The sequence below is a fragment of the Streptomyces sp. MAI_2237 genome (assembly GCF_054189285.1).
Genome location: NZ_JAJPGQ010000001.1, coordinates 417030 through 434778 on the forward strand (window position 1 = coordinate 417030; position 17749 = coordinate 434778).

The following is a 17749-nucleotide window of genomic DNA, read 5'->3' on the forward strand; positions in this document are numbered from 1 at the left end:
ACCATGTGCGCTGTTCACCAGTCCACACGAAGGAGCAGGCCGACGGTGGCACGAGGCAGCACCCGCCCCACGAGCCGAGACGTCGCCCAGGCCGCCGGCGTCTCCCAGGCCGCCGTCTCCCTGGTCCTCGGCGACAAATGGCGCGGCCGCGTCTCCGCCGCCACCGCCGAACGCGTCCGCGCAGCCGCCCGCGACCTCGGCTACCGGCCCAACCTCGCCGCCCGCAACCTCCGCCTCGGCCGCACCCGCACCGTCCTCCTCGTCGTCCCCGCCCTCACCAACGAGTTCTTCGCCGGCGTCTACACCGGCGCCGCCCGCGTCGCCGCCCGCCACGGCTTCGGCGTCGTCCTCTACCCCTCCCCCGCCGGCATCGGCCCCGCCCGCGACCCCTTCGCCTCCGCCCAGGCCGCCCTCGACGGCGTCATCGCCTCCTCCATGGCCGCCGACGCCCTCACCGAGATCCGCGGCGACCAACTGCCCCTCGTCATGCTCGACAGCGACCCCGCAGGCAGCCTCGGCGCCGCGACCGTCAACCTCGACATCACCGACGGCGTCCGCCAGGTCGCCGACCACCTCCTCGGCCAAGGACACCGCAGCTTCCTCCACCTCGCCGCCGACGTGCCCTCCTGGACCTTCGAGGTCCGCGCACGCGAACTCGCCGACCGCGTCGCCACCACCCCCGGCACCTCCGTGCGCACGGCCCACTCCGCCCTCTCCATCGAAGCGGCCCTCACCGCCACGACCACCGCCCTCACCGCCCCGGGCCCCCACCCCACCGCTCTCGTCTGCGACGACGACAAACTCGCCGCCGGCGCCTACAAGGCCATCCGCCGCCTCGGCCTGCGCATCCCCGACGACATCTCCGTCACCGGACTCGACGACCTCGCCCTCGCCACCGCCCTCGAACCCGAACTGACCACCGTCCGCCTGGACGCCGAGACCGTCGGCGAACGCGGCATGCAAGCCCTCCTGGCCGTCCTGGACGGCCGCACACCGGATGCGGGCGACATCCCCGTCACCCTGGTCGTACGAGGCTCCACAGCCCCGCCCAACGCCTCCTGAACGCCGTGTGCCCCGGCCGCACCAGCGGCCGGGGCACACGCAGGACAAGACGGTGACGGACTACTCCTCGTCCGGACCCTCACCCTCCGTGCTGCTCTCCGCCTCGGTCGACGCCCCGTCGGCCTCCAGCAGCCGCGCGAGCTGCCGACCCACGATCCGCTTGAACTTCCGCGCCTGCGGACGCGTACGGTCCAGCACCGCGACCTCAAGGCGCTCCGCGGGAATCTCCCGCTGCGTGCCGTTCGACTCCCGCGACAGAGCCTGCACGGCCAGCTTCAGCCCCTCCGCGAGAGTCATACCCTCCCGATGCTGTTGATCGAGGTAGTTGCTGATCAGCTCCGCGTTGCCGCCCACCGCGACCGAACCGTGCTCGTCCACGATCGAACCGTCGTGCGGCAGCCGGTAGATCTGATCGCCGTCCGGGGTCTCACCGACCTCGGCCACGACCAGCTCCACCTCGTACGGCTTCTCACCCGCCGAGGAGAAGATCGTGCCCAGCGTCTGCGCGTAGACGTTCGCCAGACCGCGCGCGGTCACGTCGTCCCGGTCATAGGTGTAACCGCGCAGGTCCGCGTAGCGCACACCACCGATCCGCAGATTCTCGTACTCGTTGTACTTGCCGGCGGCCGCGAAACCGATCCGGTCGTAGATCTCACTGAACTTGTGCAGCGCACGGGACGGGTTCTCACCGACGAACACGATGCCGTCGGCGTACTGGAGCACGACCAGGCTGCGACCACGGGCGATGCCCTTGCGGGCGTACTCCGCCCGGTCGGCCATGGCCTGCTGGGGGGAGACATAGAACGGCGTCGACACCGGTTACCCGTCCCTTTCTGTCGAGGTCAACTGGATCACCTTGATAAGACCGGCCGCCGCTACAGCAGCGCGGCCCGCGGGCCGTCGGGCTGCTCCAGCCGCCGCGCCAAGATCGAACGGGCGATCTCGGAGGACTCCTCCTCCGTCAGCCGGCGGAAACCGTCCTCGGTGATCACGGTGACGATCGGATAGATCCGGCGGGCGACATCGGGACCACCGGTCGCCGAGTCGTCGTCTGCCGCGTCGTACAGGGCCTGCACCACCAGCGTGGTGGCCTGCTCCTCGGTCAGATCCTCACGGAAGAGCTTCTTCATGGCACCGCGCGCGAAGATCGAACCGGAGCCCGTGGCCGCGTAGCCGTGCTCCTCGCTGCGGCCGCCCGTGACGTCGTAGGAGAAGATCCGGCCCCTCTCCCGATCCACGTCGTACCCGGCGAACAGAGGCACCACGGCCAGACCCTGCATCGCCATGCCCAGATTCGAACGGATCATGGTCGACAGGCGGTTCGCCTTGCCCTCCAGCGACAACTGGGCGCCCTCGACCTTCTCGAAGTGCTCCAGCTCCAACTGGAACAGCTTCACCATCTCCACGGCCAGACCGGCGGTGCCGGCGATACCGACGGCCGAGTACTCGTCGGCGGGGAAGACCTTCTCGATGTCGCGCTGGGCGATCATGTTGCCCATGGTGGCGCGGCGGTCACCGGCCAGCACGACACCGCCCGGGAACGTCACCGCCACGATCGTGGTGCCGTGCGGCGCCTCGATCACACCCTGCGTGGGCGGCAGTTGACGGTTGCCGGGCAGCATCTCGGGCTGGTGCTCCGACAGGAAGTCCATGAAGGACGAGGACCCAGGCGTCAGGAAGGCAGCTGGTAGACGCCCGGTGCTACGAGTGTTGGCTTCCACGCGATTCCTTCCACGTAAGCAGCAGCCCGCCTTATGGCATCGGGCCGATCCTTGAACTGCCCCAGCGCGGCATTGCAGCTGAAGCACAGTACGCCACGGACCCTACCCGTCTTGTGGCAGTGATCCACATGTTCGGCCGGCCCGGACAGACATATGCAGCAGACACCCTGCTGCTCTGCAACCAGCGCATCCAACTCCGCCGGTGTAAGGCCGTACTTCCTCTTGAAGTAGGCGGCCCGGTTCCGCTCCGCCCGGCACGCGCGGCAATAGCTCGACCACCCGTCCGAGGAAGTCTTGTTGCGCTCCCATTCGGAGTGAGGCTTCACCTCTTCGCACTGCGGACACCGCTTGTGTCCCGTCGGGACCGGAACCTTCTCCCGAACTTTCTTCCCCTTGGCCTCCTGGCGCTGCCGGTAGTACTCGGCCGCGCACCCCCGGCAGTACGCCTGGAGGCCATCGGGTGCGGACTTGTTACTCGCGAACATCGAACGCGGCCGGTGCCGCTTGCACCGCGAACAGCGCCTTGAGCCCAGCTCTTCGTTCACAGCGAACTTCCCCCGACTCCACCTTCGATTCGAAGGCGAAAGTCACTGTCCACCCTTCTGAACGAAGGACCTCACGAAATCCTCGGCATTCTCTTCGAGGACATCATCGATTTCGTCCAGAACCGAGTCGACGTCGTCGCTCAGCTTCTCGTGTCGTTCCTTCAGGTCTTCGGAGCCCTGCGCTTCGGTCGTCTGCTCCTCGGCCTGTTCGGTCGAGTGCGTCGCCTTCTGCTGGCCGCCGCCGGTGTCCTTGGTTGCCATGACCCTCACCCCGCTCAGTTCGCCCGACATGGTCGACAGGTCGGCATTCCTGCCGATCGGTGATGATCAGACCCTACAAGCCGGGTCTGACAATGGCCCTGCGTTTCTCCAACGTACGAGGACCACCTCGATGATTCCCGGACGGCGGGCTTTCCACCCTGCCCGGCGGACGCCGCCCGGGTACCCGCTCAGCCGCCCGACAGCACCCTGACCAGGTCTTCCGCCGTGCGGCAGCGGTCGAGGAGCTCCTTGACGTGATTTCGCGTTCCGCGAAGCGGTTCGAGGGTTGGAACACGCTGGAGCGAGTCCCGGCCCGGGAGGTCGAAGATCACGGAGTCCCAGGAGGCCGCGGCCACGTCGTCGGCGTACTGCTCGAGGCAGCGGCCGCGGAAGTAGGCGCGGGTGTCCTCCGGGGGCTTCGTGCGGGCCCGCTCGACCTCGTCCTCGGTCAGCAGCCGCTTCATGCGGCCGCGGGCCTCCAGACGGTTGTACAGGCCCTTCTCGGCCCGTACGTCCGCGTACTGGAGGTCGAGGAGGTGCAGCTTGGCGGCGTCCCAGTCGAGGCCGTCGCGCCGTCGGTAGCCCTCCATGAGTTCGCGCTTGGCGACCCAGTCCAGCTCGCCGGCCAGGCTCATCGGGTCGTGTTCCAGGCGGTTGAGGGTGTCCTCCCAGCGGGTCAGGACGTCCTTGGTCTGCTCGTCCGCGTCGGCGCCGTAGCGTTCCTCGACGTACTTGCGGGAGAGCTCGTAGTACTCCATCTGGAGCTGGACCGCGGTGAGTGTGCGGCCGCTGCGGAGGGTGACCAGGCGCTTGAGGGTCGGGTCGTGGGAGACCTGGTGGAGGGTGCGGACCGGCTGGTCCACGGCCAGGTCCACCGCGATGAATCCGTCCTCGATCATGGACAGGACCAGGGCGGTCGTGCCGAGCTTGAGGTAGGTGGAGATCTCGGAGAGGTTGGCGTCGCCGATGATCACGTGCAGGCGGCGGTACTTCTCGGCGTCGGCGTGCGGTTCGTCGCGGGTGTTGATGATGGGGCGCTTGAGAGTGGTCTCGAGGCCGACCTCGACCTCGAAGTAGTCCGCGCGCTGGCTGAGCTGGAAGCCGTGTTCGTGGCCGTCCTGGCCGATGCCGACGCGGCCGGCGCCGGTGACGACCTGGCGGGAGACGAAGAAGGGCGTGAGGTGGCGCACGATGTCCGAGAAGGGGGTCTCCCGCTTCATCAGGTAGTTCTCGTGCGTGCCGTAGGAGGCGCCCTTGTTGTCGGTGTTGTTCTTGTAGAGGTGGATCGGCTGCGCCCCGGGCAGCTGGGCCGCGCGTTCGGCGGCCTCGGCCATGATGCGCTCGCCGGCCTTGTCCCAGAGGACGGCGTCGCGGGGGTTGGTGACTTCGGGTGCGCTGTATTCGGGGTGTGCGTGGTCGACGTAGAGCCGTGCGCCGTTGGTGAGGATCACGTTGGCGAGGCCGATGTCCTCGTCGGTGAGCTGGCTGGCGTCGGCGGCCTCTCGTGCGAGGTCGAAGCCGCGCGCGTCCCGCAGCGGGTTCTCCTCCTCGAAGTCCCAGCGGGCCCGGCGGGCCCGGTGCATCGCCGCCGCGTAGGCGTTGACGATCTGGGACGAGGTGAGCATGGCATTGGCGTTGGGGTGGCCGGGGACGGAGATTCCGTACTCCGTCTCGATGCCCATTACTCGCCGTACGGTCATGCGGCCCTCCTTGCCCGGCGGCGCCCTCGGTCGGGGACGCCGCTCAAGTACCGCTGGCGCTCCGGTGCGTGTGCGGTGCCCGTCCCCGCACTGCGCGACTCGGCGGTACCGAAGAGCCTAGAACGGCTTTGCGCTGGTGGGGAGATCATTTGCGTCATTGCCTTGCTCGCCTTGGTTCCGGTTGGTTGCCGGAAAAACAGTCGGCTGCGGGTACCCCGGTGAGGGCACCCGCAGCCGCCCTGTCTTTACAGGTACTGACCGGTGTTCGCCACCGTGTCGATGGAGCGTCCGGTGTCGGCGCCCTGCTTTCCGGTGATGAGGGTACGGATGTAGACGATCCGTTCGCCCTTCTTTCCGGAGATTCGGGCCCAGTCGTCCGGGTTGGTGGTGTTGGGCAGGTCCTCGTTCTCCTTGAACTCGTCCACGCATGCCTGGAGGAGGTGGGAGACGCGGAGGCCCTTCTGGCTGTGGTCGAGGAAGTCCTTGATCGCCATCTTCTTGGCGCGGCCGACGATGTTCTCGATCATGGCGCCGGAGTTGAAGTCCTTGAAGTAGAGGACTTCCTTGTCACCGTTGGCGTAGGTGACCTCCAGGAAGCGGTTCTCCTCGGATTCCGCGTACATGTGCTCGACCGCGGTCTGGATCATGCTTTCGACGGTGGTCGACTTGCTGCCGCCGTGTTCGCCGAGGTCGTCGGCGTGGAGCGGGAGGCGTTCGGTGAGGTACTTGCCGAAGATGTCCTTGGCGGCCTCGGCGTCGGGGCGCTCGATCTTGATCTTCACGTCGAGGCGGCCGGGGCGCAGGATGGCGGGGTCGATCATGTCCTCGCGGTTGGAGGCGCCGATGACGACCACGTTCTGCAGGCCTTCGACACCGTCGATCTCGGCGAGCAGCTGGGGGACGATCGTGTTCTCGACGTCGGAGCTGACGCCGGAGCCGCGGGTGCGGAAGAGGGATTCCATCTCGTCGAAGAAGACGATGACGGGGGTGCCCTCGCTGGCCTTCTCCCTGGCGCGCTGGAAGACGAGGCGGATCTGCCGCTCGGTCTCGCCGACGTACTTGTTGAGGAGCTCGGGGCCCTTGATGTTGAGGAAGAAGCTCTTGCCCTGGGCCTGGCCGGTGACCTCGGCGACCTTCTTGGCCAGCGAGTTGGCGACGGCCTTGGCGATGAGTGTCTTGCCGCATCCGGGGGGGCCGTAGAGCAGGACGCCCTTGGGCGGGCGCAGCTCGTGCTCCTTGAAGAGGTCCGGGTAGAGGTACGGGAGCTCGACGGCGTCGCGGATGGCCTCGATCTGGCCTCCGAGGCCGCCGATCTGCTCGTAGCCGATGTCCGGTACTTCTTCGAGGACGAGTTCTTCGACCTCGCTCTTGGGGACGATCTCGTAGACGTAGCCGGAGCGGGGTTCGAGCAGCAGGGCGTCACCGGGGCGGATGTTCACGTCCAGCAGTGGCTCGGCGAGCCGTACCACCCGCTCCTCATCGGTGTGCCCGAGCACCAGGGCGCGTTCGCCGTCCTCGAGGATCTCCTTGAGGGTGACGATGTCCCCGACGCGCTCGAACTCCATGGCTTCGACCACGTTGAGCGCTTCGTTGAGCATTACTTCCTGGCCGCGCCGGAGCTCTTCGAGTTCGACGCTGGGGCTGACGTTCACCCGGAGCTTGCGGCCCCCGGTGAAGATGTCGGCGGTGCCGTCCTCGTTGGCTTCGAGGAAGACGCCGAAGCCGGCCGGTGGCTGTGCGAGCCGGTCGACCTCCTCCTTGAGGGCCACGATCTGGTCGCGGGCCTCGCGGAGTGTGTTGGCGAGTCGCTCGTTCTGGGCGGACACGCCGGCCAGGTTGGTCTGCAGCTCGACGATCCGCTCTTCGAGAATCCTCGTGTGTCGCGGAGAGTCGGCGAGCTTGCGTCGCAGGACGGCGATCTCCTGCTCAAGGTAGGCAATCTGCCCGGCCGGGTCGTCGGACCCGCGTCCCGGGCGGATGCCGCGGTTCATGTCGTCGTCGTGGGCTGCCACGGTCCTCACCTCCTCCAAGGGGAGCTGGACGCTTCCAGACCCTACCTGGGTGGGTGTCGATTGAAACCCCTAGATCACAAAGACGGTCGGGGTGTGTCCGATCTTCACCCTTGCGCTCTCCCTCACGCCAGGGGAATACCCACCGAACATGATTGGAAAGCTGCCGGAGGTAGGGTCACAGTGTTCAACACCCGTCAGAGCTGGCCCGATTCCCGCCGGCTCGACTTTCAAACGGCAGGAGAGATGAGCGTGCAGCAGGAGGCCGTGGCCGGCGGCGATCAGCTGGAGGTCTGGATCGATCAGGACCTGTGTACCGGCGACGGGATCTGCGCGCAGTACGCGCCTGAGGTGTTCGAGCTGGACATCGACGGCCTGGCGTACGTCAAGGGCCCGGCGGACGAGCTGTTGCAGGAGAAGGGCGCTACGACGCGTGTTCCGCTGCCGCTGCTGACGGACGTGGTGGACTCGGCGAAGGAGTGTCCGGGCGAGTGCATCCATGTGCGTCGTGTTTCGGACAGGGTCGAGGTCTTCGGTCCGGACGCTGAGTGAGGTAACGGGTGCGGGCCGTTACGGTTGTCTGATTTCTCACATGGGCCGGGGGGCGTGACTCAGACGCTGTGGGTGGCGGCGGGTGTCGAGCGGACGAACGTGCCGTTCTTCCACTGCCACTTCACGTGGTCGGTGACGTCGGGGCAGCAGCGGGGCACGTTGTCGGTGGAGTAGCCGAGCAGGGTGGCGGTGACGGCGCCGTCGCGTATCGCGAGGTCGCTCACCGTGTCGCCGGCCTTGGGGTCGAGGAGGGTGGCGACCAAGCGGGGTGTGCCGTTCGAGGCGCGGGTGAGGACGTAGACGCCGTCGGGCGGGGTGCCCATGGGGGCGTCACAGTGGACGATCGCGACCGTCTCGGGGTTGCCGTCGCCGTCGAGGTCTCCGGTGGTCTTCTTGTGCACGACCGCTTTCACCGGGCCGCAGGTGATCGGGAAGTCGACTCCGGCCGTGCCGGGTGCGGCGGCGGCGTGGACGGTCTTCGTGTGCGGGGCGGTGGTCTGGGCGGCCGTCGCCGAGTTGGGCTGCAGGACCGAGGAGAGGGCCATGACGCCGGCGACCGCCGTGGCGGTGGCGACCCAGTGGATGGGCCGGGTGTGCGTGTGTGCCAGTTCCGGGACGGCGGGTTGCTGCACTAGGAGCGTCTCCTGTGAGGGCTGTGCCGGTGGGGGTGGCTCGCATCGTGCCACACGTCACAGTGCGGGGGAACGGCGGGGTGCGGGATGACGAACGGAGCCCGTCGGGTTTGCGCGGTTTGTGGCGCGCTGTCAGGAGAAAGGCGCCGCGGTCGAGTTCCGGTGGGTTGTCCGGGAACTCGACCGCGGCGCCCATGCGTTGCTGCGGGGTGCGGCCGGGTCAGCGGCCGCCGCCGTCGGCGTTGGGGCCGGCGTAGTCCTCGCCGTAGGCGCCCTTGGCGGGGCGGCGGCGGCGCATGGGGGGCTCGACGCCGTCGGCGAGACGGCGGGCGGTGAGGAGGAAGCCGGTGTGGCCGATCATCCGGTGGTCGGGGCGGACGGCCAGGCCCTCGATGTGCCAGTTGCGGATCATCGTCTCCCAGGCGGTCGGCTCATTGAAGGAGCCGATCTCGCGGATGGACTCGACGGTCCGGGCGAGCTGGGTGGTGGTGGCGACGTAGCAGCACAGGATGCCGCCGGGGACGAGCGCCTTGGAAACGGCCTCCAGGCACTCCCAGGGGGCGAGCATGTCGAGGATGACGCGGTCGACGTCGGTGTCGGAGAGGTTGTCCTGGAGGTCGCCGACGGTGAGCTGCCAGGCGGGGTGCGGGCCGCCGAAGTAGCGCTCGACGTTCTGCTGGGCGATCTCGGCGAAGTCCTCGCGGCGCTCGTAGCTGTGGAGCATGCCCTGGTCGCCGATGGCGCGCAGCAGGAAGCTGCTGAGCGAGCCGGAGCCGACTCCGGCCTCCACGACGCGGGCGCCGGGGAAGATGTCGGCGAAGGCGAGGATCTGCCCCGCGTCCTTGGGGTAGACGACGGCTGCCCCGCGGGGCATGGACAGGACGTAGTCGGGGAGCAGGGGGCGCAGCGCGAGGTAGGCGACGTTACCGGTGGTGCGGACAACGCTGCCCTCGGGTGCGCCGATCAGCTCGTCGTGCGGGAAGGAACCCTTGTGGGTGTGGAAGTTCTTTCCGGCTTCGAGCGTGAACGTGTAGTGGCGGCCCTTGGGGTCGGTCAGCTGAACCTGGTCCCCGACCTTGAAGGGCCCGCGCCTGCGGGCGGCACCGGTCGGTTCGGACATGTGAACAGCCTACCGGGGTTTGTGGGGGCCGCCGACCACTAGGAGGGGCGGGCCATGGCCTTGACGAAGGCCCGCTCGACGTCGGCGGCGGACAGTACGCCGTAGATCTCGCCGGTCTCTTCGACGACCAGGTACTCGGTGGCGGGGGTGGCGCGCAGGACGTCGAGGAGGTCTTCGCCGGCGAGTTCGGCGGAGACGCGCATGCCGTCGGTGAGTTCCTGGGCGAGGCCGCTGACGGCGACCCAGGGCCGGCGGTGTTCGGGGACGCCGACGATGGCGGCCTCGCGGACCAGGGAGAGCGGGGTGCCGTCGGCGTCGACGACGACGAGGGCGCGGGCGCCGGCGGCGTTGGCGCGGCGCAGGGCCTCGGAGAGGGGGGTGTCGGTCTCGACGGGGACGGCGCGGCGGGTGAGGTTGCGGGCGCGCAGTTCTGGGAGGTGTTCGCGTAGGCGGGCCATGCGGAGGCTGTTGCCGGCGCCGGTCCAGATGATCGCGGCGAGGATGGCGGCGAGCAGGGCGTCGGTGACGGTGTCCATGCCGACGCTGTCCTCGGCGGTGGAGCCGAGGGCGCCGGACTGGGTGAGCAGCGGCAGGCCGATGAGGACGGAGACGGCGAGGGCGCGGCCGACCCAGGCGGCGGCGACGGTGCCGTTCATGGGCTTGCCGGTGATCTTCCAGACGACGGCACGGAGCATCCGGCCGCCGTCGAGGGGGAGGCCGGGCAGGAGGTTGAAGGCGGCGACGATGAGGTTGGAGATCATCAGGCCGGCGAGCAGCACGCCGGGGACGGTGCCGGGCTCGACGGGCTGCATGGCGATGTAGAAGATCCCGGCGAGGACGAGGGAGAGCAGGGGGCCGACGAAGGCCAGGACGAACTCCCGGCCGGGGGTCTCGGCTTCCTTCTCGATCTCGGAGACGCCGCCGAAGAACTGGAGCTGGATGCGGCGGACCGGGAGTTTGAAGCGGAGCGCGGCGACGGTGTGGGCGAGTTCGTGGACGAGGACGGAGGCGTAGAAGGCGACCGCGAAGAAGAGGGAGACCAGGTAGCGGGCGGCGCCGAGTTCGGGCAGGACGCGGTCGAGCTGGCCGCCGAAGACCCAGGTGATGAGGGCGGCGACGAGGAACCAGCTGGGGGCGACGTACACGGGTACGCCGAAGGGGCGCCCCATGAGGAGTCCGCCCCGGGGCGATTCGCGGCGCTGCGGCGGGGGGTTCTTGGCGCCGGAGTGGGCGAGGGGGCGGTCGGGGTGGGACATGTGGCCGGGGGCGGTGTCTGCGCCGTGAGCGGCGCGGTGGCCGGCGTCGGGGCCGGTGGGGTGGCCCGCGGGCTCGGCCGGGGCGGCCTGGCCGGCGTCCGTGGCGTTCGTGGCCGCGGTGTCGTTCGTGGGGGTCGGCCGGTCGGTGTCCGGCTGCGCCGGGCGGTGTGCCGGGGCGGCGTCGTCGCTCTGCGGGGCGGCGGGCGGGCCGGGGTGCTCCTGGGGAGCGGGGTCCTGCCCCGGGGTGGTGTCCTGGCGTGGGCGCCCGTGGTCGTCGTCGTGCGCGTTCGGGTCGCTGTCGGCCGGGGTGGTCCCGGTGTCGGTGGTCGGCGTGCTGTCGCCCATCGAGGGGTCCCCCTTGGCGGCGTCCCTGGTCGTGGTGGTCCGTCGTGCGTCCGTGGGCTGTGCGTCGGCCTGGCCGGGTGAGGGGGTGGCCGGTGCCGTGTGGGGCTCGGCCGGCTCGTCGGTGCCGGGCCGCGGCTGCCCGCTCCCGCCGCTCTGGTCCACGATGTCCCCTCGTTCGAAGCGTTCCGCGCCTGCCGGGCGGAAGGGTCTTGGGGTCGATGGTATGCGTCCGTCGCGGTGCGTTCCGCCCCGGCACCCCCGGTGTTTCCCCGGCGGCGGCGCCCGTCGCGCCGGTGAGTGGGTCACTGTCAGTGGCGGGCCGTAAGGTCTGTGGGCATGGAGAACAGCGCGGAGGGCACGGCTGAGGCCCACGGCGGGGGTCCGGCACCGGTGGATCTTCCTGAGGTGGCCGAGCAGACGGCGGTGCCGACGGTGACGACCGCGGTGGCGGCGGCAGCGGTCGTGGGGGCGATGCCGGACGCGGACCGGCCGGCCGCCACAGCGCCGGCGAGTCTGTCGCCCTCGCGTGCCGGTGACTTCATGCAGTGCCCTCTGCTGTACCGCTTCCGTGTCATCGACCGGCTGCCGGAGAAGCCGAGCGAGGCGGCGACCCGCGGGACGCTGGTGCACGCGGTCCTGGAGCGGCTCTTCGACGCGCCCGCCGCGGAGCGGACGGCGCCGCGTGCCAAGTCCCTGATCCCTGGTCAGTGGGACCGGCTGCGGGAGAGCAGGCCGGAGGTCGTGGAGCTGTTCGAGGACGATCCCGACGGGGAGCGGCTGGCGCGCTGGCTGGGCGAGGCGGAGCGGCTCGTCGAGCGGTGGTTCACGCTGGAGGATCCGACCCGGCTGGAGCCCGCGGAGCGGGAGTTGTTCGTGGAGGCGGAGCTGGACTCGGGGCTGACGCTGCGCGGGATCATCGACCGGGTCGACGTGGCGCCGACGGGCGAGGTGCGGATCGTCGACTACAAGACGGGCAAGGCGCCCCGGCCGGAGTACGCCGAAGGCGCGCTGTTCCAGATGAAGTTCTACGCCCTGGTGGTGTGGCGCCTGAAGCAGGTGGTCCCGCGGCGGCTGCAGCTGGTGTACCTCGGCAGCGGGGACGTTCTGACGTACGACCCGGTCCTCGCCGACCTGGAGCGGGTCGAGCGCAAGCTGCTCGCGCTGTGGGAGGCGATCCGGCAGGCCACCGAGTCGGGCGACTGGCGGCCCCGGCCGACGAAGCTGTGCGGCTGGTGCGACCACCAGGCGCACTGCCCGGAGTTCGGGGGCACTCCCCCGCCCTATCCGCTGCCGGTGAGGGCGGTCGGCTCGGGGGACCTCCCGCAGGGCAGAATGGGGCCGGACTAGCGAAGGAGTGTCACGTGGCCATCCGCGTCCTACTGGTCGACGACCAGCCGCTGCTGCGTACCGGTTTCCGGATGATCCTGGAGGCGGAGCAGGATCTCGCGGTCGTCGGCGAGGCCGGAGACGGCCTCCAGGCCCTCGACCAGGTGCGGGCGCTGCAGCCCGATGTGGTTCTGATGGACATCCGGATGCCTCGGATGGACGGGGTGGAGGCGACCCGGCAGATCACCGGGCCCGGGCGGGACGGCCCGGCGAAGGTGCTGGTGCTGACCACCTTCGACCTCGACGAGTACGTGGTGGAGGCGCTGCGGGCGGGGGCGAGCGGGTTCCTGCTGAAGGACGCGCCGGCCAATGAGCTCGTGCAGGCGATCCGGGTGGTGGCGGCGGGTGAGGCCATGCTGGCGCCGAGCATCACCCGGCGGCTGCTGGACAAGTACGCCACGCATCTGCCCTCCGGTGACGAGCCGGTGCCGGACACGCTGCACACGCTCACCGAGCGTGAGGTGGAGGTGCTGAAGCTGGTGGCGCGCGGTCTGTCGAACGCCGAGATCGCGGCCGACCTGTTCGTCAGTGAGACGACGGTGAAGACGCATGTGGGCCATGTGCTGACCAAGTTGGGGCTGCGGGACCGGGTGCAGGCCGCGGTGTACGCGTACGAGAGCGGGCTGGTGCGCCCCGGCGCCCAGTAGCAGGGCCTGTGACGGCGGAGGACGCCCCTTGTGCCAAGGGGCGCCCTCCGTGCGTGCCGGGGCCGTCGGTCAGCTCTTGCTGAGCTCCCAGAAGCGGAAGACCGTCGAGGCGTCGAGGCAGTACTCGAGGCCGTAGACGTTCTCGCGGGTGACGGCGTACTGCTTGGCCTGCCAGACCGGGAGGACGGGCAGCTGCTGGGCGACGATGTCCTGCAGCCTGCCGTAGTCGTTGTCGGTCGCGGCGCGGTCGCTCTCGGCGGCGGTGCGCGGGATGAGCGTGCCGGTGATGGTGTCGTTGCGGTAGTTGTTGCTCAGCACGTTGCCCTTGCCGAAGAAGGGGGCGGTGAAGTTGTCGGCGTCCGGGTAGTCCGGCACCCAGCCCTTGACGTAGACGCCGTACTTGCCCTTGGCGATGTCCTTCTCGTACTGGTCGAAGGAGACGGACTTGACGTCGGCGTCGAACAGGCCGCTGGCGTTGAGCTGCCCGGCGATGGCCTTGAGCTCCTGGTCGGTGGCGGGGCCGTAGCGGGAGGGGGTGGACCAGAGGGTGAGCTTGACCTTGCCGGTGATGCCTTCGGCCTTCAGGGCGGCGGCGGCCTTGGCCGGTGAGGGGCTGGCGCCGTAGGTGTCGAAGAACGCCGTGTTGTGGCCCACGATGCCGGCCGGGATGATCGAGTAGAGCGGGGTGGCCGTGCCCTCGTAGACGTTCTTGATGAGGGCGTCGCGGTCGAGCAGGTAGGCGATGGCCTTGCGCACGCCGAGCTTTCCGGCGACCGGGTCCTTCATGTTGAAGACCAGGTGCTGCACCTCGGCGCTGGTGCCCTCGACGACCTCGGTGGTGGCCTTGTTGTCGGCGTTCTGCAGGTCGGCGATGTCGCCGGCGCTCAGGCCCCGGTAGGCGATGTCGATCTTGTCGTTCTGGAGGGCCTGCTTCAGCTTGGCCTGGTCGCCGTGGAAGAACTTGAGGGTGACGCCGGAGTTCTTGACCTTCGCGGTGCCCTTGTAGTTGCCGTTGACCGAGAAGACGGCCTTGCCGTCGTCGAAGGAGTCCAGCTTGTAAGGGCCTGAGCCGACGGCCTTGCCGTCCTTGCGGAGCTTGTCCGCGTCGTACGCGTTGTGGTCGACGATGGAGCCCGCACCGGAGGCGATCTTGCTGGGGAAGGTGGCGTCGGGCTCCTTCAGGTGGAACACGACCGTCTTCGCGTCCGGTGTCTCGATCCTGCCCAGCATGGGGAACATGATCGCCGGACCCGCGTCGTCGTTGATCTTCAGCATGCGGTCGAAGGAGAACTTGACGTCCTCGGAGGTGAGCGAGTCACCGTTGCTGAATTTCAGGCCGTCCTTGAGGGTGCACCGGTAGACCTTGGTCGCGGTGTCGGCGAAGTCGCACGACTTGGCGGCCTCGGGCACCGGCTCGGTGCCCCCGTTGGGGAAGGCGAGCAGCGACTGGAAGACATTGTTGAACAACAGCCAGGAGCCGGGGTCGTAACCGGAGGCGGGGTCGGTGGCCAGGACGTCGTCCGACATCCCCATGACCACGGAGGGCCCGGTTCCCCCGGAATCGCCGTCGCCCGCGCCGCAGCCGGTCAACAGGCCGGAGGCCAGCCCCGCCACTATGGGCAGGACCGGCCACTGGTTGCGCATGATCACAGCATGTGCCTTGTCGTCGGTATCGGGACCCCGGGGCCGCCGTCCCCGGGCCCCGGGCACAAGGAGACTAGCCGCTCACCCCACGGCCCAGCTCCCACAGCTGGAGGGTCGCGGAGGAGTTGAGAGCATATGCGGTGCCGGTGACGTTGTCGCGGGCGGCGACGTACTGCTTGCCCTGCCACAGCGGGATGATCGGGACGTCCTCGGCGACGATGTCCTGGATCGTGGTGATGTCGGAGCCGGCGGCGAGGCGGTCGGCCTCGCGCCGGGAGTCCGGGATCAGGGTGTTGATGATCCGGCTGTTCCTGTACGGCAGCTTCAGGAAGTTGTCCGTGTCGAGGAACGGCGCCACGTAGTTGTCGGCGTCCGGGAAGTCGGGGAACCAGCCCATGCCCCAGACGTCGTACTTGCCCTTGCGCTCGGCGGGGACGAAGGCGTCCCACTTCGAGCCCTGGATGCTGACGTCGAACAGGCCGCTGCTGTTGAGCTGCTGCTGAAGGATCTTGAACTCCTTCGCGGTGGCCGACCCGTAGTGGTCGGTCGTGTAGTGCAGCGTCAGCTTGACCGGGGTGGTGATGTTGGCGCCGGCCAGCAGGGCCTTGGCCTTGGCGGTGCTGGGGTCGCCGTACTTGTTGAAGAACGAGTTGGAGTGGCCCGTGATGCTCGCCGGGACCAGCGAGTACAGCGGCTCGGCCTGGGTGCCGTAGACCTTGGAGACGAGTTCGCCGCGGTTGATCAGCTGGGCCATCGCCTGCCGGACGGCCTTGTCCTTGACGGACTTGGCGTCGGTGTTGAAGGCGAGGTAGCGGATCTCCAGGCCGGACAGCTCGACCAGGTCCTCGTTGTCGCTGGTGCTGTTCGACAGCTTCTGGATCTGCTCCGGCGACATCGTGCGAGTCATGACGTCGATGTCACCCTTGTCCAGGGCGGCGCCCATGGCCGAGGCGTCCGTGTAGGACACCATCTGGACCTTGGAGTTGTTGACCTTCAGCGTCCCCTTGTAGTTGGGGTTCTTGGTGAAGGTGGCGGTGACGATCGCGTCGTTCTTGACGTCGGTCGACAGGGTGTAGGGGCCGGAGCCGTCGACGTCGAAGCCGTCGCGCAGCTTGTTCTTCTCGTAGTCGTCGGGGTTGACGATGCCGGCGACCGGGGTCGACAGCTTGTACGGGAAGGTGGCGTCGGCGGTCTTGAGGTGGAAGATGACCTCGTTGTCACCCTGCGTCTCGACGGTGTCGATGGTGTTCAGCAGGGCGGACACGCCGGAGTCGGCCTTGATGGCACGCGCGCGGTCGATGGAGTACTTCACGTCGGCCGCGGTGATCTTGTCGCCGTTGGCGAACTTCAGGCCGTCGCGCAGGGTGCAGGCGTAGCGCTCGTTGCCGCTGTCGGTGAAGCCGCAGCTCTGGGCGGCCTCGGGCACCGGGTCGCCTTCGCCCTTGGGCTGGATCATCAGGGTCTGCACGGTCTGGCGCAGGATGTTCCAGGTGCCGACGTCGTAGGCGTAGGCCGGGTCCAGGGGTGCCGGGGCGGACTTCGTCGCCGTGAAGGTGTCGGTGGTGCCGACTTTGATCGCGCTGCCACCATCGCTGCCGCTGTCGGAGCCGCCGCAGGCGGCGAGCACGGGCGCGAGCAGGCCGACGACGGCCGGCAGCACCAAAGTCTTGCGGTTCATGCTCGTGTTTCTCCAGAGCTGTTCAGGTCCGTGTAACCGGCATGCAGGGGTGTCGCGGCGGCACACGGGGGTAAGGGCGACGGTTCTCGCGACGAGATTAGTCCGCACCTGCAGGGAGGTTCGCGGTCACCGGAGTTGAGGGGCCATCACGCAGCGAAACCGGGCGTGGACACACCGAAAACCCGACAGCGGAAGGATTCGTGCAGCTTTCCATCAATCGGGACACAAGGTCCCGTCACAGGCCCGGGAAAGGGCGTGCGCAGCACAGCGGACCGAGCCTGTCGACCCCTGTGCGCGTGGTGAACCTCACACATCAACAACGGGGTGAGCCACCGGAATTCGGCCGTCCGGGTGGGTTCGAATTCCCTCGCGCGCCCGCACCGGAATTCGCCGCGCTATCCGCGCCGCACGCTGTGTGAACGGGCGGCGCATTTCCGTCATCGGCCGGTGATCAGCCCGCGCAGAAAGGCAAGGTCGACCTGTTCGAGCGAGTTCACCACGGTCCGCCGCTCGGCGGGGGTGATGGGGGCGACGGAGGGGACGGCCACGACATGGCAGCCGGCCGCCTCGGCCGCCGCGACGCCGGTCGCGGTGTCCTCGACGACGGCACATCTGGCGGGGTCCACGCCGAGCCCGGCGGCGGCGAGCAGATACGGGTCGGGGTGGGGCTTGGTGCGCCGCACCTCGTCGCCGGCGACCGACAGGGCGAAGTGCTGGGAGCCCAGCGAGGTCAGCACCCGGTCGATGATGCGCCGGTGGGAGGCGGAGACCAGGGCGGTCGGGACCTCGTACTCGTAGAGTTCGGCGAGCAGCCGGGCGGCGCCCGGCATCAGGGGCAGGGCCTGGTCGATACGGTCCTCGAAGCCCTGGTTGAGCCGCACCGTGAGCTCGGCGAGGCTGATGTCGGCGCCGGTCGCCTCGATCAGGAACCCCGCGCTGCGGGTCATGGGGCCGCCGACCACGACGTGGCGCCAGGAGTCGTCGAGGGTGTGGCCGAGGGCGGCGAAGACCTCGACCTCGACGTCCCACCAGAAGCCCTCGGTGTCCACCAGGGTGCCGTCCATGTCGAGGAGCACGGCCTGCAGTGCTGAGCCTTCGGCCGTACGGGTTCCGAGCGCGGGGACCGTGCTTGTCATCCGGGCGCACCTCCTTGGGGGACGAGCAGGCCGGTTCCCGCGCGGGGAACCGGCC

At 69.1% G+C, this 17749-nt stretch carries 16 protein-coding genes; 4 read left to right on the top strand and 12 right to left on the bottom strand.

The genetic code is table 11. The annotated features are described in order from the left end of the window. Positions 1 to 45 precede the first annotated feature (45 nt). Complete coding sequence (locus tag LN251_RS01970; protein WP_458242802.1) at positions 46 to 1062, top strand: LacI family DNA-binding transcriptional regulator; 1017 nt, start codon at positions 46 to 48, stop codon at positions 1060 to 1062. Between the two features lie 60 nt (positions 1063 to 1122). Here LN251_RS01970 and prcA read toward each other — a convergent pair whose 3' ends face one another. The 6 genes from prcA to arc all read right to left on the bottom strand — a co-directional run bounded on the left by prcA (position 1123) and on the right by arc (position 7301). After that, positions 1123 to 1878: a proteasome subunit alpha gene (gene prcA / locus LN251_RS01975; protein WP_458242803.1), complete on the bottom strand. Its 756-nt coding sequence runs from the start codon at positions 1876 to 1878 to the stop codon at positions 1123 to 1125. A 59-nt stretch (positions 1879 to 1937) separates the two neighbouring features. Continuing rightward, positions 1938 to 2783, bottom strand: a complete 846-nt coding sequence (gene prcB / locus LN251_RS01980; protein ID WP_458242804.1) for a proteasome subunit beta — start codon at positions 2781 to 2783, stop codon at positions 1938 to 1940. After that, positions 2735 to 3268, bottom strand: a complete 534-nt coding sequence (locus LN251_RS01985; RefSeq protein WP_458243245.1) for an endonuclease VII domain-containing protein — start codon at positions 3266 to 3268, stop codon at positions 2735 to 2737. Before LN251_RS01985 ends, prcB begins: the two co-directional genes overlap by 49 nt. A gap of 102 nt (positions 3269 to 3370) precedes the next feature. Then, positions 3371 to 3589, bottom strand: a complete 219-nt coding sequence (locus LN251_RS01990) for a ubiquitin-like protein Pup (RefSeq protein WP_058928511.1) — start codon at positions 3587 to 3589, stop codon at positions 3371 to 3373. A 188-nt stretch (positions 3590 to 3777) separates the two neighbouring features. After that, complete coding sequence (gene dop, locus LN251_RS01995) at positions 3778 to 5289, bottom strand: depupylase/deamidase Dop (RefSeq protein ID WP_343234024.1); 1512 nt, start codon at positions 5287 to 5289, stop codon at positions 3778 to 3780. A gap of 245 nt (positions 5290 to 5534) precedes the next feature. Continuing rightward, positions 5535 to 7301: a proteasome ATPase gene (gene arc / locus LN251_RS02000; RefSeq protein ID WP_458242805.1), complete on the bottom strand. Its 1767-nt coding sequence runs from the start codon at positions 7299 to 7301 to the stop codon at positions 5535 to 5537. 243 nt (positions 7302 to 7544) lie between these two features. Here arc and LN251_RS02005 point away from each other — a divergent pair, with 243 nt between their 5' ends. Then, complete coding sequence (locus LN251_RS02005) at positions 7545 to 7850, top strand: ferredoxin (RefSeq protein ID WP_058926330.1); 306 nt, start codon at positions 7545 to 7547, stop codon at positions 7848 to 7850. A 59-nt stretch (positions 7851 to 7909) separates the two neighbouring features. On the opposite strand, the gene LN251_RS02010 is transcribed toward LN251_RS02005, so the two are convergent. From LN251_RS02010 to LN251_RS02020, 3 genes are all read right to left on the bottom strand, one after another. Beyond that, a complete protein-coding gene (locus LN251_RS02010) occupies positions 7910 to 8482 on the bottom strand; it encodes a hypothetical protein (protein WP_458242806.1) in 573 nt (190 codons plus the stop codon). A gap of 220 nt (positions 8483 to 8702) precedes the next feature. Next, positions 8703 to 9602: a tRNA (adenine-N1)-methyltransferase gene (locus tag LN251_RS02015; RefSeq protein WP_020939007.1), complete on the bottom strand. Its 900-nt coding sequence runs from the start codon at positions 9600 to 9602 to the stop codon at positions 8703 to 8705. Between the two features lie 38 nt (positions 9603 to 9640). Continuing rightward, positions 9641 to 11365 (bottom strand): site-2 protease family protein, encoded by a 1725-nt coding sequence (locus LN251_RS02020; RefSeq protein ID WP_458242807.1) that lies wholly within the window; start codon positions 11363 to 11365, stop codon positions 9641 to 9643. A gap of 174 nt (positions 11366 to 11539) precedes the next feature. Here LN251_RS02020 and LN251_RS02025 point away from each other — a divergent pair, with 174 nt between their 5' ends. Both LN251_RS02025 and LN251_RS02030 read left to right on the top strand, forming a co-directional pair. Next, positions 11540 to 12550: a RecB family exonuclease gene (locus LN251_RS02025; RefSeq protein ID WP_458242808.1), complete on the top strand. Its 1011-nt coding sequence runs from the start codon at positions 11540 to 11542 to the stop codon at positions 12548 to 12550. Between the two features lie 14 nt (positions 12551 to 12564). After that, positions 12565 to 13236, top strand: a complete 672-nt coding sequence (locus LN251_RS02030; RefSeq protein ID WP_058926326.1) for a response regulator — start codon at positions 12565 to 12567, stop codon at positions 13234 to 13236. A 69-nt stretch (positions 13237 to 13305) separates the two neighbouring features. Here the strand turns inward: LN251_RS02030 and LN251_RS02035 are convergent, their stop codons facing one another. The 3 genes from LN251_RS02035 to LN251_RS02045 all read right to left on the bottom strand — a co-directional run bounded on the left by LN251_RS02035 (position 13306) and on the right by LN251_RS02045 (position 17694). Further along, positions 13306 to 14886, bottom strand: a complete 1581-nt coding sequence (locus tag LN251_RS02035; RefSeq protein WP_458242809.1) for an ABC transporter substrate-binding protein — start codon at positions 14884 to 14886, stop codon at positions 13306 to 13308. 67 nt (positions 14887 to 14953) lie between these two features. Further along, positions 14954 to 16558, bottom strand: a complete 1605-nt coding sequence (locus tag LN251_RS02040) for an ABC transporter substrate-binding protein (protein WP_458242810.1) — start codon at positions 16556 to 16558, stop codon at positions 14954 to 14956. A 437-nt stretch (positions 16559 to 16995) separates the two neighbouring features. Further along, positions 16996 to 17694, bottom strand: a complete 699-nt coding sequence (locus LN251_RS02045; RefSeq protein ID WP_458242811.1) for an HAD family hydrolase — start codon at positions 17692 to 17694, stop codon at positions 16996 to 16998. Positions 17695 to 17749 lie beyond the last annotated feature (55 nt).